Source organism: Roseixanthobacter psychrophilus (assembly GCF_043195195.1).
Taxonomy (GTDB): domain Bacteria; phylum Pseudomonadota; class Alphaproteobacteria; order Rhizobiales; family Xanthobacteraceae; genus NCEH01.
In genome coordinates this window covers 99,262-125,424 of sequence record NZ_JBAFWT010000007.1, presented here as the reverse complement: position 1 = coordinate 125,424, position 26,163 = coordinate 99,262, and the positions used below count along the sequence as shown (strand labels likewise).

Sequence of the window (26,163 nt, the reverse complement as noted above, 5' to 3'; positions counted from 1 at the left end):
ACGGCGACCGGCGGGTTCTCGGGCTGGCGTCAGCCCACCGAGCCTTCGAGGCTCACGGAGATGAGCTTCTGCGCCTCCACGGCGAACTCCATGGGAAGCTGCTGGAGCACGTCCTTCACGAAGCCGTTGACGATCAGCGCCACCGCTTCCTCCTGCGAGAGACCCCGCTGGAGGCAGTAGAACATCTGATCCTCGGAGATCTTCGAGGTGGTGGCCTCGTGCTCGAACACCGCGCTGGAATTCTTGGCCTCGATGTAGGGCACGGTATGCGCCCCGCATTTGTTGCCGATCAGCAGGGAGTCGCAGTTCGTGAAATTGCGCGAATTGGTGGCCCGGCGATGGGCCGTCACCTGCCCGCGATAGGTGTTCTCCGAATGGCCGGCGGCGATACCCTTGGAGATGATGCGGCTCGACGTGTTCTTGCCGAGGTGGATCATCTTCGTGCCGCTGTCCACCTGCTGGTAGCCGTTGGAAATGGCGATGGAATAGAATTCGCCCTGGCTGTTGTCGCCGCGCAGGATGCAGCTTGGATATTTCCAGGTGATGGCCGAGCCGGTCTCCACCTGAGTCCAGGAGATCTTGGAATTGTCGCCCCGGCAATCGCCGCGCTTGGTGACGAAATTATAGATGCCGCCCTTGCCGTCCTTGTCGCCGGGATACCAGTTCTGGACGGTGGAATATTTGATCTCGGCATCCTTCAGCGCCACCAGCTCGACCACGGCGGCATGAAGCTGGTTCTCGTCGCGCTGCGGGGCGGTGCAGCCTTCCAGATAGCTCACATAGGCGCCTTCATCGGCGATGATGAGGGTGCGCTCGAACTGCCCGGTGTTGCGCTCATTGATGCGGAAATAGGTGGACAATTCCATGGGGCAGCGCACGCCCTTGGGGATGTAGACGAACGAGCCGTCGGAGAACACGGCGGTGTTCAGCGTGGCGTAGAAATTGTCCGACACCGGGACCACCGAGCCGAGATATTGCTTCACCAGCTCGGGATGCTCGCGGATGGCTTCCGAGATCGAGCAGAAGATCACGCCGGACTTGGCCAGTTCCGCCTTGAAGGTGGTGGCCACCGACACGCTGTCGAACACCGCATCCACGGCGATGCGCGGGGCGGAGCTTTCCACGCCCAGCAGCGCCTCGCGCTCGCGCAGCGGAATGCCGAGCTTGTCATAGGTGGCGAGGATCTCGGGATCCACCTCGTCCAGGGATTGCAGCTTCGGCTTGGGCTGCGAATAATAATAATAATCCTGGAAATCGATCTTGGGATAGCTGACCCGGGCCCAGGTGGGCTCCTCCATGGTCAGCCAGCGCCGATAGGCGTCAAGACGCCATTCCAGCATCCATTCCGGCTCGTTCTTCTTGGCCGAGATATAGCGGACGGTATCTTCGCTCAGGCCCTTTGGGGCCTTCTCGCTCTCGATATCGGTGACGAACCCGTATTTGTACTGGTCCACATCGATCGATCGGGCGAGATCAACCGTCTCCTGAACTGCAGGCATCTTCTCGTCTCCTCTCCCGCGCGGGGTCAAGGCCCGCGGGTCAAGTCCTTCGGCGAGGGGGTGGCGCAAGGCCCTGTCGTAAAGACGGCCGCCACCCTGTTCCCGCCACGCTGTGCTTGGAGCATTTCCAGATCTAAAAAGTCGAGAAACTTTTTCTGGAATTGCTCTAAGCCGCCCGTTCTGGGCGGTTCCTGAGACGCGGGACCGCGTGGCCGATGGCCGCCAGCGCCGCATCGATATCTTCGTCCGTGCTCGACCACCCGAGCGACAGGCGGATCGCTCCGCGCGCCTGATCTTCCGCAAGCCCCATGGCCCGGAGCACATGAGAGGCACCGACCTTGCCGGACGAGCAGGCGGAACCCGCACTTACCGATAGATGGGCAAGATCGAGGGCAATCACCAGGGTTTCGGCGCGAATCCCCGGAAATATGACGCAGGACGTGTTGGCGAGGCGCTCCACGCCCACCCCGAGAATGATCGCATCCGGCGCCAGGGTCAAAAGTCCCGCTTCCAGGCGATCCCGCAGGCCGGCGAGCCTCGGCCCCTCGGCCGACAGATCCGCACCGGCCGCCCGCGCCGCAGCGCCAAAGCCGGCGAGCGCGGCCACATTCTCCGTGCCCGCGCGCCGGCCGCGCTCCTGGCCGCCGCCGCCGATCAGCGGATGGCGCACCATAGTGTCCCCATGTCCGGCGACAAGCGCGCCAGCGCCTTGAGGGCCGCCCATCTTGTGGGACGACACGGTGAGGAAGTCGACGCCAAGGCGCGCCACATCGATGGGCACGCGCCCGGCGCCCTGGACCGCGTCACAATGAACCACCGCCCCATGCGCCCGCGCGCGCGCCGAGGCTTCCGCCACGGGCTGGAGGATGCCGGTCTCATTATTGGCCAGCATGACGGAGACCAGCGCCCGCCGTCCCGCCGCGGCATGGCGAGCGAGGGCGGCGTCCAGGGCCTCCAGATCAAGCCGCCCGTCGGCAGCGAGGGGCAAAAGCTCCACCTGGTCCGGGCCGAAGCGGTGGCCGCTCAGTACCGAGGGATGTTCGCCCGCCCCCGCCAGCAGCACGTCGCAGGTGACGCGGCGGCCTTGGATGTCCAACTCCGGGGACAGCCCCAGCGCATTGGCTTCGCTGGCGCCGGACGTGAACACGATGCCGCGCGGATCGGCGGCGGTGAGCGCGGCGATCTCCATGCGGGCCTGCTCCACGCGCTGACGCGCCGCGCGCCCGTCCGCATGGATGGACGAGGCATTGCCGCCCCGGTCCAGCGCATCGATCATCGCCGCGCGCGCCTGCGGGCGCAGGGGCGATGTGGCATTGTGATCCAGGAATACCCGAGGCTGCGCACCGGCGCTCATGTCAACGCCCCCGCTCGCCCCTGCCCCGACACCGCCTGTGAATGCGCACACGCCGCCAGCCGCCGACCGATCGCGCCGCCGATGCGCGCACCCCGGACCGAAAGCTTGCAATTGGGCATGACATCATCCATATGTCAGACTTCATCCGTCTCTGCCCCGCAGCGTTGTTGTCACCGCGCGGCCGGAAGAGATAAATTAGAATTATTCTAAATAGATAGGGCGCCGTCGAGGCCAAGTCAAGACGTCCTCGCGAAGACGTCTTTGGGCACGTTCGTGTTTCGGCCCGGCCGAAAAGCAACTGCCCCGCCTTTGCTGCTGCCCGCCGAGAGGTCGCGGACGTCCATGCCAGAAGTCATCTTCACCGGCGAGAAGGGGCGGCTTGAGGGTCGCTATCAGCCCGCAAAGACCCGAAACTCTCCCATCGCGATCATTCTTCATCCGCACCCCCAGTTCGGCGGCACGATGAACAATCCGGTCGTGTACAACCTCTATTATCAGTTCGTGAACCGGGGCTTTTCGGTCCTGCGCTTCAATTTCCGGGGTGTCGGGCGCAGCCAGGGCTCGTTCGATCACGGCCCGGGTGAATTGTCCGACGCCGCCGCCGCGCTCGATTGGGCGCAATCGGTGAACCCGGATGCCCGCGCCTGCTGGATCGCCGGCGTCTCCTTCGGCGCCTGGATCGGCATGCAGCTCCTGATGCGCCGGCCCGAGGTGGAGGGCTTCATCTCCATCGCCGCGCCCGCGAACCTGTTCGACTTCTCCTTCCTGGCGCCCTGCCCCTCCTCCGGCCTGTTCGTCCATGGCGACAAGGATGCGGTGGTGCCGACCACCGCGGTCGCGACCCTGGTGGAAAAGCTGAAGACCCAGAAGGGCATCGTGATCGAGCAGCAGATCGTGCCCGGCGCCAACCACTTCTTCGACGGCAAGACCGACGAACTGATGAGCGTTGTCGGCACCTATCTGGACAAGCGCCTCCCCGGCGCCCGCACCACCAGCGCCGCCTGAGGGTTTTCAAGCCCCACGTTGAGACTGGCCCCCCCGCGGACCCCTCGCTCCCTCTCCCTCGCGGGGAGAGGGCTGGGGTGGGGCCATGGAGCCCTATCGGCGGGGCTTGTATCGTTTCAGAAAGGCCCAGCCCCCTCACCCGCCCGCGAGCGGGCGACCTCTCCCCCCAAGGGGAGAGGTGGGTCTCGCGCCTCCCCCACTCGCTCCCCCTGGGGGAGAGGTGTGTCCTCTGGGAGAGGGGCGTGTCGCGCGCCTCCCCTATCGGGGCGAAAACACGACGCCCCCTGTCAAAGGCGCAGGCACGCCCGTCGTGGAGGGAAATGTCAGCGGCAATCCCCGCAGCGCCCGCACCGCCAGAAACCCGAACGCGTGCGCCTCCAGCGCATCGGCGGACCAGCCCACCGCTTCTGCCGGCATTACCGGAACCCCGAGCCGCGCTCCGAGCATGGCAAGAAGGGTGGGGTTGCGCGCACCGCCGCCGCCGACAATCCAAAGGCGTGGCCGCGCCGGGAGCAAGGGCACGATGGCGGCCACCGATGCCGCCGTGATCGCGGCCAGAGTTGCCGCACCATCCTCGGTCGCGTAGGACGCAAGGGCCAGCCGCTCCGCGATGAAGGCCCGAAATTCGTTCCGATCCAGAGACTTCGGTGGCGGCGCGGCGAAGAAGGGATGGCTCAGCACCCGCGCGACGCCCGCTTCGTCCACCTCCCCCGTCCGCGCCAGCGCCCCATCCGCATCAAACGGAATGCCCGTGCGGGCGAAGACGAAATCGTCCAGCAGCGCATTGCCGGGGCCGGTATCGCAGGCGATGGGATCGGCATCGCCATCGATGATCGTGACGTTCGCCACCCCGCCGATGTTCAGCACCGCCACCGGGCCGGCAAGATCGAGGGCGCGCACCAGGGCCTTGTGGAACACCGGCACCAGGGGCGCCCCCTGCCCGCCGGCCGCAACATCCGCCGCGCGGAAATCGGCCACCACCGTGACGCCAAGATCCTGCGCCAGCCTTTCGCCGAGGCCGATCTGCAAGGTCAGGCGGGCGTGTGGGCGGTGCAGCAGGGTCTGGCCATGAAAGCCCACCACATCCAGATCGCCAGGCGCAAGGCGCATCTGGTCGAGCAGCGCGCGCACCGCTTGCCCATGTAGGGCGGTGATCCGCGCCTCGGCCTCGGCAAGCACACCCGGACGTGCCTCGCGCGAATTGACGCCCCGCGCGTCGGCCATGGCCTGTTCCAGCAGGACGCGCATGTCCGGTGCATAGGGATAGGTCGCCGAAGGGCCGAGCCAGAACACGCGGTCCCCATCGGTCTCGATCAAGGCGGCATCGATCCCGTCCATCGACGTGCCGCTCATCAGGCCCAAAGCTCGCATGCGCTTTCCCCCCATGCGCTTCCCCCCGATGCATTCGCGCGTCAGACCTGTTACACCAGCCGCCTTTCCAAAGCCTCCTGTGCGGACCTCAATGACTGCCTTTCGCTCCGATTTCCTGCGCACTCTCGAAGAGCGCGGCTATATCCACCAGTGTTCCGATGCCGAGCGCCTGGACGCCAAGGCGTGCGAAGGGCCGATCACCGCCTATATCGGCTTCGACGCGACCGCCTCTTCCCTGCATGCCGGGCATCTGCTCTCCATCATGATGCTGCGCACGCTCCAGCGCACCGGGCATAAGCCCATCGCGCTCATGGGCGGCGGCACCACCAAGATCGGCGACCCTTCCGGCAAGGACGAAGCCCGCAAGATGCTGACCGACGCGCAGATCGACGCCAATATCGACTCGATCCGCAAGGTGTTCGAACGCTTCCTGGATTTTTCCGCCGGCGCGAAGATGGAGAACAATGCGGTTTGGCTCGACGAGCTGAAATACATCCCGCTGCTGCGCGAAGTCGGGCCGCATTTCACCATCAACCGCATGCTGACCTTCGATTCGGTGAAGCTGCGGCTGGAGCGCGAGCAGCCGCTGACCTTCCTCGAATTCAATTACATGATCCTGCAAGCCTATGATTTCGTGGAGCTGAACAAGCGCCACGGCTGCATTTTGCAGATGGGCGGTTCGGATCAATGGGGCAATATCGTCAATGGCATGGAGCTTGGCCGCCGGATGCACGGCGCCGATCTGTTCGCGCTGACGACGCCGCTGCTGACCACCTCCTCCGGCGCCAAGATGGGCAAGACCGCAGGTGGCGCGGTGTGGCTCGATGCGGACCTGCTGAGCCCTTACGAATATTGGCAATATTGGCGCAACAGCGGGGACGCGGATGTGGTCCGCTTCCTCAAGCTGTTCACCGAGCTGCCGCTGGACGAGATCGCCCGCCTCGGCGCGCTTGAGGGGCAAGAGATCAATTTCGCCAAGGAGGTGCTCGCCACCGAGGCGACGGCCCTGCTCCATGGCCGGGACCGCGCGGAGGAAGCCAAGGCCACCGCCCGCAGCACCTTCGAGGATGGCGCGCTGGCCATGAACCTGCCCACCATCGAGGTGCCGGCCGATCAGTTGAAGACGGGTCTTGCCGCCAATACGGCTTTTGTCTCAGCTTCCTTGGTGGCCTCCACCAGTGAAGCCCGCCGGCAGATCAAGGGCGGCGGACTCAAGGTCAACGATGCCATCGTGACCGACGAGAAGCTGATCCTGACCGATGCGGACCTCACCGCGGAAGGCGTCATCAAGCTATCCCTGGGCAAGAAGAAGCACGTGCTTTTGCGGCCGGTGTAAGTTTGCGCCCACCCAACAAAAAAGGCCCCCTCCCGGGGGCCTTTTTCATGACTGGTGAGGCGATCAGCGCTTCCAGCGACCGTCATACTTGAACTCGGGCGCGCCCTTGAGCTGGTCCTTCGTGGTGTTCATCATCGCCGACCACTTCTTATCTTTCTCGGAATAGGCGATCTTCACGGCACTGGGCCGCACGACCACATAGCGCTCGCCCATTCCCAGGAAGCCGCCGACCGAGATGATGTAGCCGGCCAGATCGCCCTGCGACAGCATCAGATCCTTGATCTCGTCGACCGTCTCGTTCTGGCCGTTGACGACGTTCAGCCCGATCAAATTATAGCTGAGAACATCGGTCGGCTTCGCGGTGACGAAGGTGTCGGATTGAACGGCGACAGCATTCTGCGCCATGACAGATCCGATAGGGGCTGCGATCATGGAAATAGCGGTCAGGGCGATTAGGGTTTTGCGCATTATTATTGCTCCTGCATCGAATTGCACAACAGGAACGCCAACCTGCACAATAAGTTCCCACCCGAGCAACTGAGGCTTGGCACGACAGAACCAAAATCACTTACACGTCGAGAGGTTCACGCCTTCGTTTAGCAATTTTTACCCCGTGTCACCGCACCGGAGGCGTATCGCTGGAATCGCGGAATTCGAACATCTTGCGCAGGAAGCCCGGCGCCACCGCGGACAGCGGGTTCACCCGCAGGGTCGGCCCGCTCATGGGACCTGTGACCTCGAAGGTCACGCCCACCAGACCTTCGTTCGGCCCACCGCCCAGCAGCATGCCGATGACCGGCACCTTGCTGAACAGATTGTTGAGCCCGTAGGCGGGCACATAGGTGCCGCGCATGGAAAGGCGCTCGGCGGCAAAATCGATGGTGCCGTCTACCGTGACACCGGCCACCGGCCCCCAGATCGCGCCTTCGCGGATGGTGACGCTGCCGGGCGTCCGAATGAACTTGGCCTGCGCCTTCTGGAACACGGCCGTGCCCGGCTCCTGGCGGCCGCTGGAATCGCGGGCCGCCGCGCTCAGGCTTTCCAGCCCGGGCTCGCCGCGCACCACGAAATCGCGAATATTGAGGGTGCCTTCCTGGGGCGTGCTGTCGCCGCGCGGCGGGTCCACCACCACCCACATGTCGCCGCCCTCGATCTTGGGATAGATCTCCAGGAAGCGCAGCACCGCGCCGGCGTCCGAGGTGCGCAGGAACAAAGCCCTGCGGCCGGCATCGGTGTTGCGGATCTCGCCCGCAAGATTGCCCTCCCGCCCGATCTTGGCGCTCATGGAGAAGTTGCGCAGCTCGACGCCCCGCCGGCTCACGGTGAGGTCCATCTGGCGCAGAACCTCGCCGTTGTTGCCGGTCAGCGCGCCAATCTTCGCCTCCACGTCCACATCCTGGTTGCGAGGCGACCTTCCGGTCTTGGGATCCTTCGGCGCTGCCGGACTGCCGATGAGGCTCTTCATGATGCCGCGCGCATCCACCACGTCGCCGGTGATGCGGACCCGCAGCACGTCGCCCGAGCGGTCGGCCTTCAGGCTCGCCTTGTCGCCGTCGCTGAGCTGGAAGGTCGGGAAATTGGCGGCGTTCAAGTCGCCATTGTCGGCGAGTTCCAGTGACCCCTTGATCAGCGCTCCGGACCCGTCGAGCACCAATTCGTTGATCTTGATCCGCGAGCCGGTGTCGACGGTGGAGAAGCGGGCCTTCAGCGGCCGGCCGGCCGGCTTCGACAGGCCTGGGATCAGATCCGAGATCCGCGCCGCCGTGAGGTCCAGCTCGATATTGGCCTTGGTTTCCTTGTTGTTGGTCGTGCCGACGAGCTTCAGCAGCACCGGCCCGGACACCGCGGTAAGCCCGATGCCGATCTTGCTGCGGGCGGAATCATCCAGGGTGGCATTGACGCGCAGGTCGGCGTCCGCCTGATCCTTCTTCTTCTCATACTCGAAGGTGGCGGGCGCCCCCGCAAGCTTGCCGTCGCCGCGCAGCAGGATGCCGGCCGGCGTCGCAAACACGGAAACGGTAGCCCCTTCCATGCGTTGGCCGGCGAATACATCGTCCAAACCGAAATCGGTCAATGTCGCCTCGACCGAATAATCGGTGTCGGCGGGATCAGCGACCTTGCGGAAATGAATGTTGATCTGCACCACGGCCGAGAGGCGACCGCGCGTGGTGGCGGGATCATAGGCGGTGCCGGCCGGTCCCTTCAGCGCATCCATGCCGAGCACTTCGATGCCGGCGTCGGCCGGCCCGTCGATCTTCACCCGGATCTGGCTGCGCGGCTCGCGGGGGAAATAATCTGGCATGAAGAACACGCCGTCGCTCATGGCGAGCTTGCGATTGCCGGGCGTGACCACGGTGCCCTCGGGCAGGTTCACGCGGACCGTGCGGCCGGTGACCAGGACATTGAGCTTCGCATCGCGGATCGGCGGCAAGCCCTTGAGCGCCTGGATCGAAAAACCACTGCCGTTCATCTCCAGATGCACGGCATCATCGGGCAGCGGAATTTCCTTCTGGCCGATCAGATCGAGCGGCATGTTGACGACGATGGTGGAGCCATCCACCGTTCCGCCGGTCACGTTTTCCAGCACAAAGGTGCGGGCCGGCGGGGCGATGGACACCGGCCAGAAGCGCCGCACCGTGGTGGAGGGCATGGGCGAGCCCACGGCATTGAGCTTGATCGCCGGCACGTCGATGCCAAAATCCACCATACCGGTGAAGGTGAGGCCCCCGGCGGCGCTGGAGAGCGCGCCGCGCTCGAACAGCAATTGCTTGCTGGACGGCGTATAGCGCCCGCCCACGTCGGCCGTGGTCAGCGCCAGCGGGGGATCGGGCATCTCCGGCCCGGCGAAAATGACATTCTGCTGACGCAGCACGTAGGGCCAGTCCTGCTCCGCCGAGGCCGGGACGGTCACCTCGCCCTGCAGGGCGACCTTGTTGGCATTCTTGCTCGCCGCCAGCGTATCGATGACCACCACCCGCCGTTGCGGGTCGAGGGTCACGGCGAGTTCGGCACCGTCCAGCACGAAACGTTCGGACGTGTCCTCGCCGTTGCCGATCTCCCCGGCCCCGAGCATCACGCGGCCGTTCGCAGCCCGCACGTTTCCGTCCGAGGCCAAGCGGGCGCTGAACGTCGCGGAAAGCGGCATGTCCATGTAGAAGCGCCGCCAATCCTGGCTGAAAGCCTGGACCAGATCGCGCGTCGAGACATCCTTCACGTCCAGCATCACCGAGCGCTCGCGATTGTTCACCGGGCCGATGGTGGCGATCAGGGTCGCAGTGCTGTGCGGGCTCTTGACGGTGAAGGTCAGCACCGCGCCGCCGGAGGGCGGCCGCGCAAGGCGGATCGAGATGTCGTCGAACGATACTTTGCGGCCGCTCGCCTCGTTCAGCACCGTGAGGGTGCCGTCCTTGAGGCCGACGTCCTGGAGCGCCGCGCCGTCAAGGCCGCCACGCTCCAATTGATCGAGCCATTGGGCCAACCCCCTCAGCAGCAGCGGATCCGACGCGCGCTCGCGCACGGAGCCGGCGGGCGCAGTCGGCGTTGTTGCTGGCGCATTGGCGGGGCTCGCCGAACTCGTGCCCGGTACCGGCGGCACCAGGGGATCGCCGCTCGGCGTGGTGGTGATCGCCTTGGCCCCCTTGCCCGTCGCCACGGCGACCGAACCCGAGGCGGCGATCTTCACGGTCATTTCCGCGCCGATGAGGTCGATCCGACGTGCCCGCGGCGACAGTGTCAGCAGGCTGCCTTCCAATTCGACCTCGGCGCTCGGCGCCCCGGCGACGAGTTCGCCGTCGGGTCCGGTCACGCGGATGTCGTGGACGATAACGACCGTGCTCCCCTCCGCGACGGTTTCCATCGTGGTCGAGCCGATCTTCACCTTGTAATTCGGTCCGAGGCGATCCTCTATGGCGCGCTCGATATAGGGCGTGGCAATGTTCGCGGTAACGATGCCCTGCGAGATCAACCCATACAGAGCGAGCGCCGCGAGGCCGCCGATGGCGAACACGCCCACGAGCAGCCACATGGCCAGGCGCGCGAGGCGGCTGCGGGGCACGAGCGCGCCGGCAATGCCTTGCAGGCGCGAACGCCGGGCGTGCCGCTCGCCCGGCTTCGGCTGCCTTGCGTTATCGCTCATCCCTTCGCAACCCTCCGCGTGCCTCAAAGCGCCCCCGCGCCGGCATGGTGCGGCGCCAGAATGTACGATCCAGTTTTCCAAGCAAGGGGATCTGGCTCTGCCGGTAAGACACCCACACGTCGAAAGGAAGGCACTTGACTGAAATTCCCCTCCCGGGTGCACCCGCTCCCGCCTTCACCTTGCCGCGCGACGGCGGCGGCAGCGTCTCCCTCAGCGACTTTGCCGGCCGCAAGCTGGTGCTCTATTTCTATCCCAAGGCTGATACTCCGGGATGCACCAAGGAAGCCATTGCCTTCAACCGCCTGCGGGCGGAATTCGCACGGGCCGACACCGACATTCTCGGCGTCTCGGCCGATCCGGTGGCGAAGCAGGACAAGTTCAAGACCAAATACGACCTCGAAATTCCGCTCGCTTCCGACGAGGCCACGGCCATGCTCGCGGCCTATGGCGTCTGGGGGGAAAAGAGCATGTACGGCCGAAAATACATGGGGATAGAGCGCGTGACCCTGCTCATCGGCCGCGATGGCACCATCGCCAAGGTCTGGCCGAAGGTGAAGGTGGACGGCCATCCGGAAGAGGTGCTGGAAGCCGCGAAGGCGCTGGCTTAGCGGTTGCCAACCCAGGATAGTCCCTGCAATTATCGACCAACTCAGGGATATTTAGCCATGAACCTCTGGCGATACGTCATCACGGCGGATAACGGCTCCGCACCGAATTTCGAATCGCCAGCGACCACGCTAGCAATCTGCAAGCCCCGGATCCGCCGACATGCCCAAGTCGGGGATCTGGTGGTGGCCTTCGCCGGGGGCCCCTGGGGAGGCATCCTCATGCCGTTGTCTGGGGCGGCGAGGTTACAAGAAAACTATTGTTTCGTGATTATTGGAATTCTGAAGACTTTCAATGCAAAAAACCAAATAAGAGCGCGTGGCCTGATAATATCTATCAGCCAAATGGTCCCGCATCTCTTAAACAAGTCCACAATCCCGTGCATTGTCCCGCTGAAAAAGAAACCGACGTTTCGGGAAAATACGTTCTGATCTTCGATCGCGCTTGGCGAATCAGCAGCGATGAGGAGCCATTTCCCGGCGAAGGCTATCGCCTGGAAATGAATGCCCGGCGCGGCCATCGCAAGTCACCTCTGGCGACGGACGAGCGAGACCGTTGGCTCGACTGGCTGAAATCGCACGCGAGCCCATTCGATCCGAAAGAGGTCGGGGGTCACGGCACATGCAAGCAGGAGAAACGGCGCCACCGCACTTCCTGCGGACCCTGTTAAGCGGCGCCATCCCGGTGGCGCCGCTGCGCGCTCACTCCACGTCTTCGACCTGATCCGGCCCGCCGCCATAGGCGCGCTGGGCGAGGGCGGCTTCCATGAAGGGGTCGAGATCGCCGTCCAGCACTTCCTGCGGCGTGCCCGACGTGACGCCGGTGCGCAGGTCCTTCACCAGCTGATAGGGCTGGAGCACGTAAGAGCGGATCTGGTGGCCCCAGCCGATATCGGTCTTGGCCGCCTGCTCCGCGATCGCCTCGGCCTCACGCCGCTTCAGCTCCAAATCATAGAGCTTGGCGCGCAGCATGTTCCAGGCGGTGGCGCGGTTCTTGTGCTGGGAGCGGTCGCCCTCGCTCACCACCGCGATGCCGGTGGGAATATGGGTGAGGCGCACGGCCGATTCGGTCTTGTTCACGTGCTGCCCGCCCGCGCCGCCGGAGCGCATGGTGTCCACCCGCACGTCGGCTTCCTTGATGTCCACCACGATGCGGTCGTCCACCACCGGATAGACGTCGACGCTGGCGAACGAGGTCTGCCGCCGGGCGTTGGAATCGAACGGCGAGATGCGCACCAGGCGGTGCACGCCCGCCTCGGTCTTCAGCCAGCCATAGGCATTATGGCCCTTCACCTGGATGGTGGCGGACTTCAGGCCGGCCTGCTCGCCCTGTGATTCGTCCATCAGCTCCACCTTGAAGCCGTGGCGCTCGCACCAGCGCCGGTACATGCGCAGCAGCATCTCGGCCCAGTCCTGGCTGTCGGTGCCGCCGGCGCCGGCATGGACTTCCAGATAGCTGTCGTTGGAATCCGCCTCGCCCGCAAGCAGGGCGTCCAGTTCGCGGCGCGCCAGCTCGGCCTTCAGCCCGTCGAGCGCGGCGGCAGCTTCCGAGATGACCCCCTCATCGCCCTCGGCCTCGCCAAGCTCGATCAATTCGACATTGTCGGCGAGATCGCGATTGACCCGGTCGATGGCGCCGAGCGCGTCCTCAAGGCCGGTGCGCTCCTGCATGATCTTCTGCGCCCGCTCCGGATCGTTCCAGAGGTTCGGATCCTCGGCGATGTTGTTCAATTCGGCGAGGCGCCGACGCGAGCGGTCCACATTGAGATGCTGACGCAGCAGATCAACGGACTGATTGATCTCGTCGACTTTCGCGGCGAGCTCCGCACGCATGGGAAACCTTTCTGATCCGAGGGCCGCGGAAAATAGCGGCGGTGCACCGGCCTGTAAACGGGCGCCGGGCAAAGAGCGAGATGCTTGGGTGGCGTCGCTCAGCTTGAGTGCCCCTCCCCTCGCCCTTCCCCCGCACACGGGAGAGGGAACGGGAAGGCGCTCAGTACAGCCCGCCGGTGCCGCTGCGCACCGCCCGGTCGGCTTCCGGCGTCACGGTCATCGGCGCATCGCTCGCCCCGATCACCGAATAGCTGTCGGGCGGCGCCGTCCCCGGCTTGAAGGCCTCCAGGATGGCGTTTTCGCCCGTGCTCGCCCTCAGGCCGCTCTTGGGATTGATGCGCACCAGCTTGATGCCCGGCGGCACGCGGAACGGAATGGCGGGACGATCGGCCAGCGCGGTCTTCATGAATTCACGCACGATCGGGGCGGAGAGAACGCCGCCGGTCGAGCCCTTGCCCATGGGCTTGGGCTTGTCGTAGCCGAGATAGACGCCCACCACCACTTCCGGTGTGAAGGCGATGAACCAGGCGTCCTTCTCGTCATTGGTGGTGCCGCTCTTGCCGGCCACCGGCTTGCCGAGGTCCTTCAGCGCCGTGCCCGTGCCGCGCTGGACCACGCCCTCCATCATGGAGGTGATCTGATAGGCGGTCATGGGATCGAGAACCACCGGGCGGCGATCGATCAGGGTCGGCTCGGGCTGGTTCTGCCAGCTCTCGGCGTCACAGCCCCGGCACTCGCGCTCGTCGTGGCGGTAGATGGTATGGCCGTAGCGGTCCTGGATGCGGTCGATCAGCGACGGCGTCACCTTGCGCCCGCCATTGGCCATGATCGCATAGGCGCCGACCATGCGCATGAGCGTGGTCTCACCGGCGCCGAGCGCCATGGAGAGCACCGGCAGCATGTCGTCATAGACGCCGAACTTCTTGGCATATTCGGTGATGATCGGCATGCCGACATCCTGGGCCAGGCGCACGGTCATGACGTTGCGCGACTGCTCCAGGCCGAACCGCAGGGTCTGCGGGCCATAGAATTTCTTGGCGTAGTTTTCCGGCGCCCAAACCCCAAGGCCTGGGCCCTGGTCGATCTCGATCGGCGCGTCCAGCACCACCGTGGAGGGCGTGTAGCCATTATCGAGGGCCGCGGAATAGACGATGGGCTTGAACGAGGAGCCGGGCTGGCGCAACGCCTGGGTGGCACGGTTGAACTGGCTTTCGTCATAGGAGAAGCCGCCGGACAGCGCGAGCACGCGCCCGGTCAGCGGCTCCATCACCACCATGGCTCCCTCGATCTCGGGAATTTGGTGGAGGCGGTACTGGCCGTCCTTGCCGGCGATCGGCTCGACATAGACCACGTCGCCCGGCTTAAGCACCTGTGCGACCGAGCTTACCGCCTTGCCAGCGTCCGGCCCCTTGACCCAGCGCGCCCATTTGACGCCGTCCAGATTGATCAGGCCGAGGTCACGCTGCGTCGAGGTGCTGCCCGACTTCTCGCGCGGCGGCTGCAGGCCGATGCGCGCGGTGTCCTTGCCCGAATCGAGCACCACCGCGAGCTTCCAGGGAATGTCGTAATAGGCCTTCAGCTCGGCGAGCTTCTGGCCCCAGTCGCCGGAAATGTCGATGTGATTCACCGGGCCGCGCCAGCCGCGCTGCTCGTCGTATCGCACCAAGCCGTCGGAGAGCGCCTTCTTGGCGATCATCTGCATCTTCGGATTGAGCGCCGTGCGCACCGAGAGGCCGCCCTCGTAGAGCTTGGTCTCGCCATAGCGCTCGTAGACCTGGCGGCGCACTTCCTCAGCGTAATATTCCGCCGCGAAGATCTGCGCGCCGGTGGGACGGGGCGTCACGTCGATGGAGGACTTCTTGGCGACTTCCGCCTGGGCGGCGGTGATGAAGCCGTTTTCCGCCATGCGGTCGATGACCCAGTTGCGGCGGTCGGTGGCGCGCTCGCGCTCGCGGAACGGATTGTAGGAGGACGGCGCCTTTGGCAGCGCGGCAAGATAAGCCGCTTCCTGGACGTTCAGGTCCTCGACCGATTTGTCGAAATAGACCAGGGCGGCAGCCGCGATGCCGTAGGCACCCATGCCGAGGTAGATTTCGTTCAGATACAGCTCAAGGATGCGATCCTTGGAATAGGCGCGCTCGATGCGCAGCGCCAGCAGCGCTTCCTTGATCTTCCGGTCGAACGACACCTCATTGGTCAGCAGGAAGTTCTTGGCCACCTGCTGGGTGATGGTGGAGGCGCCCTGGGGCCGGCGGTTCGAGCCGAAATTCTGGAGATAGACCATGCCGGCGCGGAAGATGCCGACGGGGTCGATGCCGCCGTGCTCGTAGAAATTCTTGTCCTCGGCCGAAAGGAACGCCTCGATCACCAGCTTCGGCACCGATTGGATCGGGATATAGAGCCGGCGCTGGCGCGCCCATTCAGCCACCAGCGACCCGTCGTCGGCATGGACGCGGGTCATCACCGGCGGCTCGTAATTCTGGAGCTGGGTATAGTCGGGCAGGTCCTGGGAGTATTTCCAGACGAAATAGGTCGCCCCCGCCGCCCCCACGAGCAGCACAAGCGTGCCGAGGGCGAACAGAAACCCGAAGAACCTCAACAGCAGCCGCATTTCGCCGGCTCTCCCACCACGACACCCTGAAACAGCAGCCTTGCTGCCTGGCGAGGCCAAGCCTGTCCAAAAGCCGCATTCGCCCCCTTTGCGCAAGGGTCACGGCGCCCAAACAGACGAATTCGGCACCGACGTCACGGCTATGTTGGCCAAAAGTGGCTGCTTCACGACCGCTGGGGAAAAAGGAGAGGACCTTCCCCTGAGGCAAGGGTGGCAAGGGTCAGCGCGGCAGGCTCCCCGTGGCGACCGGCTCGGGAGTGACCGCATTGCCGCCGGCCACCCGCGTGGCGAAGAATTCGTTGATGGCGCTCTGCATCGCGTCCGTCACCTTCTCGCGCCAAGCGTCCGAGGTCATCAGCTTGAGATCCTCGCGGCTCGACATGTAGCCCACTTCCACCAGCACCGAGGGGACGTCGTGCGCTTTCAGCACCCGGAAGCCGGCCGATTTCAACGGCGACTTGTGGATGCGGCCGGCGCCCTTCATGGCCCCGACGAGGGTTCGGGCGAACAGGGCTGAAAAATTCTTGGTCTCGCGCTGGGCGAGGTCGAACAGGATGCCGGCAACTTCGTTGCTCTCTTCCGAGAGATCCACGCCCGCGATGAGGTCGGCTTTGTTTTCCTTTTCCGCGAGATGGGCGGACTCGGCGTCGCTGGCGGTTTCCGACAGGGTATAGACGCTCGCGCCCCGCGCCTGCCCGTCGCCGCTGGCAAGCGCGTCGGCATGGATCGAGACGAACAGGGCGGCGCGATTGGCGCGCGCGATTCGCACCCGCTCCCCAAGCGCGATGAAGGTATCGGTGGAACGCGTCATCACCACGCGATATTTCCCGCTCGCCTCCAGCTTCGCCTTCAGGGCGAGCGCCACATCAAGCACGATGTTCTTTTCCGAATAGGCGCTCGCGCCCGTGGTGCCCGAATCGATGCCGCCATGGCCCGGGTCGAGGCAGATCACCGGCCGCGTATCTCCGTCGGCCACGCCATCGGTCGCCACCGGCATCGCGGCGGGGGCCCCGCGCGCCTCCGCCGCGGTCGCAACGGTGGAGGTAAAATGCGCCGCGTCGGTCTTGACGAGGTCGAGCACCAGCCGTGCCGGCTGGTCGTCGATCGCATCCAGGATGAAAGCCTTGTCGATGGCGACGGGCTCGCCGACGTCGATCACCACCCGCGCCTTGCCGGGTGCGAACTCGCCGTAACGGTATGCATTCACCAGGCCCCGCTTGGTCTGGCCCTTGGAGGCGTCGAACGCGAAGCGGACCGCCGGCAGGTCGAGAATGACGCGATAGGGATTGGCTAAGGTGAAAGCTCGAAACTCCACCTTCCGATCGAGGTCGATCACGAGGCGGGTTCGCTGGGCATCGCCAGCGAGGCGCGCGCCCGTGGCGATGGCGGGACCCGGAGGGATGGCAGGACCCTGGGCGGCCGGTTCGTTCGGCAGCCCTTGCTCGGATGCCGCGGGGGCAGGTAATTCATCGGGGCGCGCGGCGATCTGTAGCGCCGTCGGGTCGGCAGCCGATGCGGGGCCGGCCCAGCCGAAGCTGGAAATGGCAAGGGCGGCCGCGACGATGACCACTGCGATGGCACAGCGGGCGCGGAGCAGCGCGACGCTCGGAGCATGACCCCGCAGGCGCGGTGCCGGCGCGGCTTCAGCTCTCCTGGGGCGCGCGTCGCGTGCCGTCATGGCCAGCACCTTCCCCTGTCCGCCCGCCGGACGGCACCATTCACCGATTTGTAACGGATAGCGGCCGTCTCGTTAATCGAAGGTTGACGCCAACCCCTGTTTTCCTGCCCTCGCCCGCGGGACTATAGGGCTGTTGTGACATTGTTGCCGGCGAAACAGGCATGAACCTTGCCAAGTGGCGAGCGGGGCGGGTAAGAAGGAGGGGTATACGGTTCGCGTTCCGGAACAGGCTCTTCGGCCCCCGGCTGCCGCGGCTGCCGCTGATGGCGTCCTGCTTGGGAACTTCCACTTTCCTGAAGCCGGCCGGGCATCTCCCGTCGCAGGCTGCTCAAGCAAATTGAGTGTGCCATCCTGCGGCGCGCGCGCCGCAAGCGCGCGAATGGACGGCCGCTTGCGTCGCTCATGCCGCCGAAGAGGCCGTCTGTCGGGGGGAAAATGGCTGCCGTATGCCGGGGCCGGGCACTCGCCTGGTCTGATGCTTCGCTGAGGAACGAGTAGCCGAGGGCATGACTTTCAACCCGCACGAACAGCGCGCACTGCGTGCGCCCGTGTGTCTCGATGCGGAGGGTGTCGAAATGACCCCCGCGCGCCGCAGCTCCTCTGTCTCCTCCCGCTTCAATTTCAGGCGTATCGGCGGTTCGCAGGCATTGCCGCGCCGACCGTCGCGGAGCTGTGTCTCCGACGCCGCGCAGAGAGATCTCCATGGCCAACAAAATGCTCATCGATGCGACCCACCCGGAGGAAACCCGGGTCGTGGTCGTGCGCGGCAACAGGGTCGAAGAATTCGACTATGAATCCGCATCCCGCAAGCAATTGCGGGGAAACATCTATCTGGCGAAGGTCACGCGGGTCGAGCCCTCGCTGCAAGCCGCATTCATTGAATACGGCGGCAACCGCCACGGCTTCCTCGCGTTCAGCGAGATCCACCCCGACTATTACCAGATCCCCGTCGCCGACCGCCTGGCGCTGATCGAGGAAGAAGAGCGGGCCGCGCGCGCCGCCGATGAAGAGGACGAGCGCCGCGAACGCCGCCGCGAGCGTCCCAAGTCGCGCCGCCCCGCGTCCGACGAAAGCATCTCCGGCAATGTCGAGGAGATCGACGAATCGGATGTGGTCGAGACCATCGAGGACGGCCAGATCTCCGGCGGCTCCGCCTCGGACGACGATGACGACGTGCCCGAGCGGGTCGGCGGCGACTATGCCGAGACCGATACCGGCGAGGAAGTGCCCGTCGATCCGCGCGACCTGCCGGCATCCACCGATGTCGAGGACATCATCGCCCATGAGGCGGGCGCGGCGCATGGGCGCAGCGCCGACACGGCGATGGAAGGCGAACTTCCCACGCCGCAGGATCAGAGCGACCTGCATGCTAGTGCCGCCCTCGAAAGCGAGCGGCAGCAGGAAGCTCCGTTCGCCGAGGCGGAGGAAAACCCGATCCTGCCGGCCGAGGGCAGCGCGGAATCCGGCGAGGAAGAACCCGCCGCCGAGGCACGCGCGCCGCGCGGCCGGTCGCGCCGGTCCGAAAGGTCGCGCCGGTCCGAAGAGGACGATGAGGACGAGGACGGCGAGGAAGAAGACGAGGGCGTGGAGCAGATGGGCTCCGACGACGCCATGGAAGAGGTGCCCGAGCGCTCGCACCAGCGCCGCGCCCGCTCCTACAAGATTCAGGAAGTCATCCGTCGCCGCCAGGTGATGCTGGTGCAGGTGGTCAAGGAAGAGCGCGGCAACAAGGGCGCGGCGCTCACCACCTATCTCTCGCTCGCCGGTCGCTATTCCGTTTTGATGCCGAACACCGCCCGGGGCGGCGGCATCTCGCGCAAGATCACCAATGCGGTGGACCGCAAGCGCCTGAAGGAAGTGGTGCAGGATCTGGAGGTGCCCGAAGGGATGGGCATCATCCTGCGCACCGCCGGCGCCAACCGCACCAAGGTCGAGATCAAGCGCGACTTCGAATATCTCCTGCGCCTGTGGGAGACGGTGCGCGAGTTGACCCTCACCTCCAGCGCCCCGAACCTGGTCTATGAGGAAGGCTCGCTGATCAAGCGCGCCATCCGCGACCTGTTCAACAAGGACATCGACGACATCCACGTCGCCGGCGAGGAGGGCTTCCGGGAAGCCCGCGACTTCATGCGCATGCTCATGCCGAGCCATGTGAAGAACGTCATCGCCTATAACGACCACCAGCCGATCTTCGCCAAGCATGGCGTGGAACATCAGCTCGATGCGATGTTCTCCCCCGTGGTCCAGCTCAAGAGCGGCGGCTATATCGTCATCAATCCGACGGAGGCCCTGGTCTCCATCGACGTGAACTCGGGCCGCTCCACCCGCGAGCACCATATCGAGGACACCGCGCTCAAGACGAATCTGGAAGCCTCCGAGGAAATCGCCCGCCAGTTGCGGCTGCGTGACCTTGCCGGCCTGATCGTCATCGACTTCATCGACATGGAGGAGAAGCGCAACAACCGCTCGGTTGAGCGCAAGCTCAAGGATTGCCTGAAGAACGACCGCGCGCGCATCCAGGTCGGCCGCATCTCGCATTTCGGCCTGATGGAAATGTCGCGCCAGCGCATCCGCACCGGCGTGCTGGAAAGCTCCATCGAGGTGTGCCCCACCTGCGGCGGCACCGGCCATGTGCGCTCCGCAGCCTCCGTGGCGCTGCAATTGCTGCGCAGCTTCGAGGAGCAATTGGTGCGCGGCACCACCCATAATCTGGTGGCCCGCACCCGCGCGGAAGTCGCGCTCTATGTGCTCAACCAGAAGCGCGCCCATCTGCGCGAACTGGAGGAGCGCTTCTCCGTCACCCTGCTCGTCACTGCGGACGAGAGCGTCACCGGCCACCAGCCGTTCCTGATCGAAAAGGGCGATCTTGCCGCGCCGCCGCCGGCCGCGCCGCGCCTGTCGAAGGCCGTTCATCCCGATTCCATCCTTCCCGAAGAGGATTACGAGGAGGAGGACGAGGACACCGGCGATGAGGCCGAGGCCGGAGAGGCCGAGGTCGATGCCGATTCGGAAGCCGATGGCGAGAATGGCGCCGAGCGGACCGACGAGAACGGCAACCGCCGTCGCCGCCGCCGCCGTCGTCGTCGCGGGGAGCGCGATGGCGAGCCGCGCAGCCTGCCCGCCGAGGGCGAAGGCGAAGCCGCTGAAGGTGAAGATATCGCCGCTGCCTCCGAGGGCGAGGCGGACGGCGAAGAGGGTGATGAGGAAGATCGCGCCGAAGGTGATGTCCGGGGCGAGACCGAGGGCGAGCGCCGTCGGCGCCGTCGTGGGCGTCGCGGTGGCCGTCGCAACCGGCGTGAGGGCGAGGACGGGGCTCCCCGCACCGGCGATGAGGAGGACACAGTCGAAGGCGGCCTTGCCGCCGAAGGCGAGACCGAAGGCGCCGAAACCACGCTGAGCGCGGATTCCCCGGTTGCTATCGCGGTCGCGGCCATCGAAGCCGCGCCGGTCAGCACGCCAGTGGATGCGTTGCCCGCACATTTCGAGGCCGCCGCCTTGGAAGCCGAGGCGCCCGCGCCTGTGGTGGTGGAATCCGTGGCCCCGCGCGCCACGGTTCCCGCGCCGGCCCCAGCGCAGCCCGTCGCTGCGGCGCCTGCTCCGGCTGAAGCCGAGCCGGCTCCCGCACCCCGTCGGCGTTCGACCGTGCGCGAAAAGGCGCCGGTGGTCGTGCTTGCGGATGCAATCGCGGTCGAAGAACCCGCCGCTGGGGAGGTGACCGCGCCGGATAGCGCGGTTGCCGAGCCGACGGCATCCAACCAGGAAAGCGCCAGCGTGCCGATCTCGGACGCCGACATCGCTTCTTCCGAGCCCATGGCCGAGGGTGAGGCCGAGACGCCCGCCGCACCCGCGCCGCTTGCGGCTAGCGGCCGCCAGGACGCCGAGCCCGGAGCCAAGCCGCGCTCTGGCTGGTGGCAGCGCAAGCTGTTCGGCGACTCCTGACGCTCATAGGACACGCGAAAGGGCGGCGCATTGCGCCGCCCTTTTTGCTGCGCGGGCCGCGCGACACGCGCAGCACGTGTGGACAATAACCAGAGGCTCTGATATGAGAGCGCTCCTCCGGCAGAGCTCGGTCCGGCGCGAGAGCGCCCCTCCTGCTCCCGGATCCGATTTCAGACCAGTCCAAGTTCGCTCGGCGCAACAGCTCGAAGAGGCAACACGTGCAAGTTCTCGTCCGCGATAATAATGTCGATCAGGCCCTCAAGGCGCTCAAGAAGAAGATGCAGCGCGAGGGGATCTTCCGCGAGATGAAGCTGCGTGGTCACTACGAGAAGCCGTCCGAGAAGCGTGCCCGCGAAGAGGCGGAAGCCGTTCGCCGCGCCCGCAAGCTGGCCCGCAAGCGCGCCCAGCGCGAAGGCCTGATCCCCAGCAAGCCCCGCCCCACCCGCTGAGCGGGTCTCCAGCCGCCGATGCGGCTGGCGAGGGATTGAGCTGAAGCGACACCTGCGTGGCCCATGCCGCGCGGGTTTTTTGTGTTTTCTTTGCAGCGCAGAATTTGCCGCCCCAGGAATTTATCGCCCCGAGAATTCGTCACCCTAAGAATTTGTCGCCCCAAGCGTGACTGCCGAAGCGGAGGCGGAGGGCCGGCGAGGTGTTTTCGATTCGGATCGACCTGGCTCCAAAAGCAGGGCGGCCGGCTGCCAGGCCCCGCATCTGCCACGGATCGCAGCGAAGATAGAGCATCTGGCGCGCGACCTGACAAAAGGCGATATCACCATTCGACCCTCGCAGTCGCAGCACAGACGCAGAGGATTTGGTAGAAGACGGCTATCGTCTCGTGTGACGGCCCCCGTGCCGTCGGCTGGAGGTCCATATGGTTGCGCGCGTCATCACGGTCGAACCCTTCGATATCATCGTGTTCGGAGCGACCGGCGACCTCGCGAAACGCAAGCTCCTTCCCGCCCTTTACGAGCGCGACCTCGCCGGCCAGATTCCCGACGATGCCCGCATCATCGGCGTGTCGCGCCGGCCCATGTCGCGCGCCGAATTCCAAGAGTTCGCCCGCGATTCGGTCGAGGATCGCGACGGCATCGACCAGATCGAGCGCGCCCCGCTCGCGCGCTTTCTCGATCGGGTGGATTATGTCGCCGTGGACGCGGTGTCCGACGAGGGATGGGACGATCTCGCGGCCGTGCTCGCCCCGGGTGCCGAAAAGGTGCGGGTGTTCTATCTCGCCGTCGGCCCGGACCTGTTCGACGACATCTGCGCCCGCATCGGCTCGCACAATCTCGTGACTCCGCTGACCCGCGTGGTGGTGGAAAAGCCGGTCGGCAAGAACCTCGCCTCCGCCCGCGCGGTGAACGAGGCCGTGGGCCGCGTCTTCCCCGAAGAATCGGTGTTCCGCATCGACCATTACCTGGGTAAGGAGACGGTGCAGAATTTGATGGCGTTGCGCTTCGCCAACGCTTTGTTCGAGCCGGTGTGGAACCACGCCCATATCGACCATGTGCAGATCACCGTGGCGGAGAGCCTCGGGGTTGCCGGCCGCGCGGGTTATTATGACACCGCCGGTGCGCTGCGCGACATGGTGCAGAACCACATGCTGCAATTGCTCTGCCTGGTGGCCATGGAGCCCCCGGTGTGTATGGACGCCGACGCGGTGCGCGATGAGAAGCTGAAGGTTCTGAAAGCCCTGGAGCCGATCGACGAGAGCAATGTCAACGCCTTGACCGTGCGCGGCCAATATCGCGCCGGTGCCTCCTCCGGCGGGGCGGTGTCCGGCTATCTCGACGAACTCGGTTCCAACACCAGCCAGACCGAGACGTTCGTTGCCCTGAAGGCGGAGATCGGCAATTGGCGTTGGGCCGGCGTGCCCTTCTACCTGCGCACCGGCAAGCGCCTCGCCAGCCGGGTCTCCGAAATCGTGGTGGCGTTCCGCCCCATTCCCCATTCGGTGTTCGACGAGCAGGCCGGCCCGATCGTGGCCAACCACCTCGTCATCCGCCTCCAGCCCGACGAGGGCGTGAAGCTGTGGCTGATGATCAAGGATCCCGGCCCCGGCGGCATGCGCCTCCAGCACGTCCCGCTCGACATGAGCTTCGCGGAAGCCTTCGGCGTGCGGAACCCGGATGCATACGAGCGGCTTCTCATGGATGTGGTGCGCGGCAACCAGACCTTGTTCATGCGCCGCGACGAAGTGGAAGCCGCATGGAAATGGATCGATCCGATCCTGGACGCCTGGCGCAACCTGCGCGAGCCGCCCAAATCCTACACCGCCGGCACCTGGGGCCCTTCCGCCTCCATCGCGCTGATCGAGCGGGATGGGCGCACCTGGATGGACGACGTCTGAAGTCGGCGCCCGCTCCTTTTCCTGTCCTTCCCGTCCAACGCCGGTCTCCCGCATGAACGACAGCGCGTCCACTCCCGTCGCCCTCGCCGCCTATGATGGGCCGGAGGCGCTCGCCCGCGCGCTGGCGGCCCATGTTGCGGACGCGTTGCGCGGGCAGATCGCGGCGACCGGGGCGGCGAGCCTCGCGGTTTCCGGCGGGCGCACACCGACGCGATTCTTCGAGACGTTGGCGCAGGCGCCGATCGACTGGAGCCGCGTGAGCGTGACCCTGGTGGACGAGCGCTGGGTCGGAGAGCAGTCGCCCCGCTCCAACGCTGCGCTGGTGCGCCGGCACTTGTTGCAGGGCCCCGCCGCCCGGGCCCGGTTCCTGCCGCTGTTCACCGGCGCGGATACGCCGGAAGACGGCCTCGCTGAGGCCGAGGCAGCGCTTGCCGGCTTGCCGGCTCCTTTTGCCGCCGTCGTGCTCGGCATGGGCGATGATGGGCACACCGCCTCCTTCTTCCCCGGCGCCGATGCCTTGGCGGCCGCGCTTGATCCGCACACCCCGGCGCGACTGATCGCGATCCGGGCGGAAGCGGCGGGCGAGCCGCGCATCACCCTCACCTTGCCGCAGCTCCTGGCGGCGCGGACCTTGCTGCTGCACATCGAGGGCGCCGGCAAGCGTGCGGTGCTCGATGCCGCGCTTTTGCCCGGCCCCGCCGAGGCCCTGCCGATACGTGCCGTGCTGCGGGCACATGCGCCCCTCGATGTGCTCTGGTGCCCCTGACGGAGATCCGACCATGACCGATGCCCAAGCTTCCGCGTCCGGGACCGATACGCAATCGCTCTGGAAAGCGCTCGACGATGCGCGGACGCGGAGCACCGGCACCTCGCTGGCGGCTCTGTTCGCCGATCCTGGCCGCTTCGCCCGCTTCTCCTCCAGCACCGGCGACCTGCTGCTGGATTATTCCAAGACCGCGCTGACCGACGAGACCCTCGGCCTGCTGCTGGACCTCGCCCGCGCCACTGGCGTCGAAGCGCGGCGCGAAGCCATGTTCCGCGGAGACCGGATCAATTCCACCGAGCAGCGCTCGGCGCTGCATGTCGCCCTGCGCGATGGCGACCCGACGCCACTCGACATCGACGGCACCGACGTGAAAACGCAGGTGCGCGAAACCCTCGCGCGCCTGAGCGACTTTGCAGATGGCGTGCGCGGCGGAACCATCGCCAGCCATCGCGGGCAGGCCTTCACCGACGTCGTGAACATCGGCATCGGCGGCTCCGACCTCGGCCCGGTGATGGCCACTCTCGCGCTGGCGCCCTTTCACGACGGGCCGCGCCTGCATTTCGTCTCCAATGTGGACAGCGCGCACCTCAACGACGTGCTGAAGCCGCTGTCCCCGGCCACCACCTTGTTCATCGTCGCCTCGAAGACCTTCACCACCATCGAAACCATGACCAATGCCGGCTCCGCTCGCGCCTGGATCGCGGCGGCGCTGGGCGAGGAAGCGGTGGGCGCACATTTCGCGGCCGTCTCCACCGCGCTCGACAAAGTCGGGGCATTCGGCATTTCGGCCGATCGGACATTCGGCTTCTGGGATTGGGTGGGCGGACGCTATTCGCTCTGGTCCGCCATAGGCCTGCCTTTGATGATCGCCATAGGTCCCGCCGCATTCGACGATTTCCTGGCCGGTGGGGCGGCCATGGACGACCATTTCCGCCATGCCGCGCTGGAGCAGAACCTGCCGGTGCTGCTGGCGCTGGTGGGGGTGTGGCATCGCAACGTGTGTGGCTATGCAAGCCGCGCCATCATTCCTTACGATCAGCGTCTCGCGCGCTTTCCCGCCTATCTCCAGCAATTGGATATGGAGAGCAACGGCAAGAGCGTGACGCTGGATGGCACACCCGTGACCCGTCCCACCGGGCCGGTGGTGTGGGGCGAGCCGGGCACCAATGGCCAGCACGCCTTCTTCCAATTGCTCCACCAGGGCACCGATGTGGTGCCGGTGGACTTCCTGATCGCCGCCCAGGGCCACGAGCCGGGCCTTCGTCCGCACCACGACCTGCTGATCGCCAATTGCCTCGCCCAGTCCGAAGCCCTGTTGCGTGGCCGGTCGGTCGCCGAGGTGGCCGCGCACTTGCGGGCCGGCGGCATGGACGAAGCGCGCATCGCCGAACTGGCGCCGCACAAGGTGTTTCCCGGCAACCGTCCCTCGGTCACGATCGCCTATACCTTGCTCGATCCCTTCACCCTCGGCCGCCTCATTGCGCTTTATGAGCACCGCGTCTTCACCGAGGCCGCCATCTGGGGCATCAACGCCTTCGATCAATGGGGGGTGGAACTGGGCAAGGAGATGGCCACCGCTTTGCTCCCCGCAGTGAAGGGCGGGCCAGCCCCGCAGGGCACCTCCGGCTCGACCGCAGGCCTGATCTCGCATCTGCGAAGTCTTTGACGGAAGCGCGATGAACGC

Annotated in this window: 17 protein-coding genes and 1 pseudogene; 10 read left to right on the top strand and 8 right to left on the bottom strand. The window is 65.8% G+C overall.

What is annotated here, in order from left to right; genetic code table 11:
• Window positions 1-29 precede the first annotated feature (29 nt).
• Together sufB and V5F77_RS09615 are read right to left on the bottom strand one after the other, a co-directional pair.
• Window positions 30-1,499, bottom strand: a complete 1,470-nt coding sequence (gene sufB / locus V5F77_RS09620) for a Fe-S cluster assembly protein SufB (protein WP_429005124.1) — start codon at window positions 1,497-1,499, stop codon at window positions 30-32.
• A gap of 166 nt (window positions 1,500-1,665) precedes the next feature.
• The gene (locus tag V5F77_RS09615) at window positions 1,666-2,853 is read right to left on the bottom strand and encodes a cysteine desulfurase family protein (protein ID WP_429005123.1); all 1,188 of its coding nucleotides are present in this window, start codon (window positions 2,851-2,853) and stop codon (window positions 1,666-1,668) included.
• 342 nt (window positions 2,854-3,195) lie between these two features.
• Here V5F77_RS09615 and V5F77_RS09610 point away from each other — a divergent pair, with 342 nt between their 5' ends.
• Window positions 3,196-3,858 (top strand): alpha/beta hydrolase, encoded by a 663-nt coding sequence (locus V5F77_RS09610; RefSeq protein ID WP_429005122.1) that lies wholly within the window; start codon window positions 3,196-3,198, stop codon window positions 3,856-3,858.
• Window positions 3,859-4,116: 258 nt separating this feature from the next.
• Here V5F77_RS09610 and V5F77_RS09605 read toward each other — a convergent pair whose 3' ends face one another.
• Window positions 4,117-5,229, bottom strand: coding sequence for an anhydro-N-acetylmuramic acid kinase (locus V5F77_RS09605; protein WP_429005121.1), 1,113 nt, complete (start codon window positions 5,227-5,229; stop codon window positions 4,117-4,119).
• A 91-nt stretch (window positions 5,230-5,320) separates the two neighbouring features.
• Between V5F77_RS09605 and tyrS the strand changes: the two genes are divergently transcribed.
• Window positions 5,321-6,565, top strand: a complete 1,245-nt coding sequence (tyrS, locus tag V5F77_RS09600; RefSeq protein ID WP_429005120.1) for a tyrosine--tRNA ligase — start codon at window positions 5,321-5,323, stop codon at window positions 6,563-6,565.
• A 63-nt stretch (window positions 6,566-6,628) separates the two neighbouring features.
• On the opposite strand, the gene V5F77_RS09595 is transcribed toward tyrS, so the two are convergent.
• Complete coding sequence (locus tag V5F77_RS09595; protein WP_429005119.1) at window positions 6,629-7,033, bottom strand: PRC-barrel domain-containing protein; 405 nt, start codon at window positions 7,031-7,033, stop codon at window positions 6,629-6,631.
• Between the two features lie 148 nt (window positions 7,034-7,181).
• Window positions 7,182-10,700 (bottom strand): YhdP family protein, encoded by a 3,519-nt coding sequence (locus V5F77_RS09590; protein ID WP_429005118.1) that lies wholly within the window; start codon window positions 10,698-10,700, stop codon window positions 7,182-7,184.
• A gap of 134 nt (window positions 10,701-10,834) precedes the next feature.
• On the opposite strand from V5F77_RS09590, the gene V5F77_RS09585 reads away from it, so the two are divergent.
• From V5F77_RS09585 to V5F77_RS09575, 3 genes and pseudogenes are all read left to right on the top strand, one after another.
• Complete coding sequence (locus V5F77_RS09585) at window positions 10,835-11,308, top strand: peroxiredoxin (RefSeq protein ID WP_429005117.1); 474 nt, start codon at window positions 10,835-10,837, stop codon at window positions 11,306-11,308.
• A gap of 57 nt (window positions 11,309-11,365) precedes the next feature.
• Window positions 11,366-11,494: pseudogene (locus tag V5F77_RS09580) on the top strand (Nmad2 family putative nucleotide modification protein); the annotation flags it as partial.
• Window positions 11,495-11,565: 71 nt separating this feature from the next.
• Window positions 11,566-11,976, top strand: a complete 411-nt coding sequence (locus V5F77_RS09575; protein ID WP_429005116.1) for an Nmad2 family putative nucleotide modification protein — start codon at window positions 11,566-11,568, stop codon at window positions 11,974-11,976.
• Between the two features lie 31 nt (window positions 11,977-12,007).
• Here the strand turns inward: V5F77_RS09575 and prfB are convergent, their stop codons facing one another.
• The 3 genes from prfB to V5F77_RS09560 all read right to left on the bottom strand — a co-directional run bounded on the left by prfB (window position 12,008) and on the right by V5F77_RS09560 (window position 17,427).
• Complete coding sequence (gene prfB, locus V5F77_RS09570) at window positions 12,008-13,138, bottom strand: peptide chain release factor 2 (protein ID WP_429005115.1); 1,131 nt, start codon at window positions 13,136-13,138, stop codon at window positions 12,008-12,010.
• A gap of 160 nt (window positions 13,139-13,298) precedes the next feature.
• The gene (locus V5F77_RS09565) at window positions 13,299-15,749 is read right to left on the bottom strand and encodes a penicillin-binding protein 1A (protein ID WP_429005114.1); all 2,451 of its coding nucleotides are present in this window, start codon (window positions 15,747-15,749) and stop codon (window positions 13,299-13,301) included.
• A gap of 220 nt (window positions 15,750-15,969) precedes the next feature.
• Complete coding sequence (locus V5F77_RS09560) at window positions 15,970-17,427, bottom strand: N-acetylmuramoyl-L-alanine amidase (protein ID WP_429005113.1); 1,458 nt, start codon at window positions 17,425-17,427, stop codon at window positions 15,970-15,972.
• A 702-nt stretch (window positions 17,428-18,129) separates the two neighbouring features.
• On the opposite strand from V5F77_RS09560, the gene V5F77_RS09555 reads away from it, so the two are divergent.
• From V5F77_RS09555 to pgi, 5 genes are all read left to right on the top strand, one after another.
• On the top strand, window positions 18,130-21,366 hold the full coding sequence (locus V5F77_RS09555) for an Rne/Rng family ribonuclease (protein WP_429005112.1): 3,237 nt from the start codon (window positions 18,130-18,132) through the stop codon (window positions 21,364-21,366).
• Window positions 21,367-21,584: 218 nt separating this feature from the next.
• Window positions 21,585-21,815, top strand: coding sequence for a 30S ribosomal protein S21 (rpsU, locus tag V5F77_RS09550; RefSeq protein ID WP_348847404.1), 231 nt, complete (start codon window positions 21,585-21,587; stop codon window positions 21,813-21,815).
• Between the two features lie 422 nt (window positions 21,816-22,237).
• Complete coding sequence (gene zwf, locus V5F77_RS09545) at window positions 22,238-23,713, top strand: glucose-6-phosphate dehydrogenase (RefSeq protein WP_429005111.1); 1,476 nt, start codon at window positions 22,238-22,240, stop codon at window positions 23,711-23,713.
• A 52-nt stretch (window positions 23,714-23,765) separates the two neighbouring features.
• Window positions 23,766-24,479 carry a 6-phosphogluconolactonase gene (gene pgl, locus V5F77_RS09540; RefSeq protein WP_429005110.1) on the top strand — a complete coding sequence of 238 codons (714 nt, stop codon included), beginning with the start codon at window positions 23,766-23,768 and terminating at the stop codon, window positions 24,477-24,479.
• 13 nt (window positions 24,480-24,492) lie between these two features.
• On the top strand, window positions 24,493-26,145 hold the full coding sequence (pgi, locus tag V5F77_RS09535; RefSeq protein WP_429005109.1) for a glucose-6-phosphate isomerase: 1,653 nt from the start codon (window positions 24,493-24,495) through the stop codon (window positions 26,143-26,145).
• The last annotated feature ends 18 nt before the right edge of the window (window positions 26,146-26,163 follow it).

What these genes read in the sequence shown, in the direction of transcription:
- V5F77_RS09595 (WP_429005119.1), bottom strand. Translation starts at nt 7,033, where the DNA reads ATGCGCAAAACCCTAATCGCCCTGACCGCTATTTCCATGATCGCAGCC.
- V5F77_RS09605 (WP_429005121.1), bottom strand. Translation starts at nt 5,229, where the DNA reads ATGCGAGCTTTGGGCCTGATGAGCGGCACGTCGATGGACGGGATCGAT.
- V5F77_RS09590 (WP_429005118.1), bottom strand. Translation starts at nt 10,700, where the DNA reads ATGAGCGATAACGCAAGGCAGCCGAAGCCGGGCGAGCGGCACGCCCGG.
- zwf (WP_429005111.1), top strand. Translation starts at nt 22,238, where the DNA reads ATGGTTGCGCGCGTCATCACGGTCGAACCCTTCGATATCATCGTGTTC.
- sufB (WP_429005124.1), bottom strand. Translation starts at nt 1,499, where the DNA reads ATGCCTGCAGTTCAGGAGACGGTTGATCTCGCCCGATCGATCGATGTG.
- V5F77_RS09555 (WP_429005112.1), top strand. Translation starts at nt 18,130, where the DNA reads ATGGCCAACAAAATGCTCATCGATGCGACCCACCCGGAGGAAACCCGG.
- prfB (WP_429005115.1), bottom strand. Translation starts at nt 13,138, where the DNA reads ATGCGTGCGGAGCTCGCCGCGAAAGTCGACGAGATCAATCAGTCCGTT.
- V5F77_RS09615 (WP_429005123.1), bottom strand. Translation starts at nt 2,853, where the DNA reads ATGAGCGCCGGTGCGCAGCCTCGGGTATTCCTGGATCACAATGCCACA.
- tyrS (WP_429005120.1), top strand. Translation starts at nt 5,321, where the DNA reads ATGACTGCCTTTCGCTCCGATTTCCTGCGCACTCTCGAAGAGCGCGGC.
- pgi (WP_429005109.1), top strand. Translation starts at nt 24,493, where the DNA reads ATGACCGATGCCCAAGCTTCCGCGTCCGGGACCGATACGCAATCGCTC.
- V5F77_RS09565 (WP_429005114.1), bottom strand. Translation starts at nt 15,749, where the DNA reads ATGCGGCTGCTGTTGAGGTTCTTCGGGTTTCTGTTCGCCCTCGGCACG.
- V5F77_RS09610 (WP_429005122.1), top strand. Translation starts at nt 3,196, where the DNA reads ATGCCAGAAGTCATCTTCACCGGCGAGAAGGGGCGGCTTGAGGGTCGC.
- pgl (WP_429005110.1), top strand. Translation starts at nt 23,766, where the DNA reads ATGAACGACAGCGCGTCCACTCCCGTCGCCCTCGCCGCCTATGATGGG.
- V5F77_RS09560 (WP_429005113.1), bottom strand. Translation starts at nt 17,427, where the DNA reads ATGACGGCACGCGACGCGCGCCCCAGGAGAGCTGAAGCCGCGCCGGCA.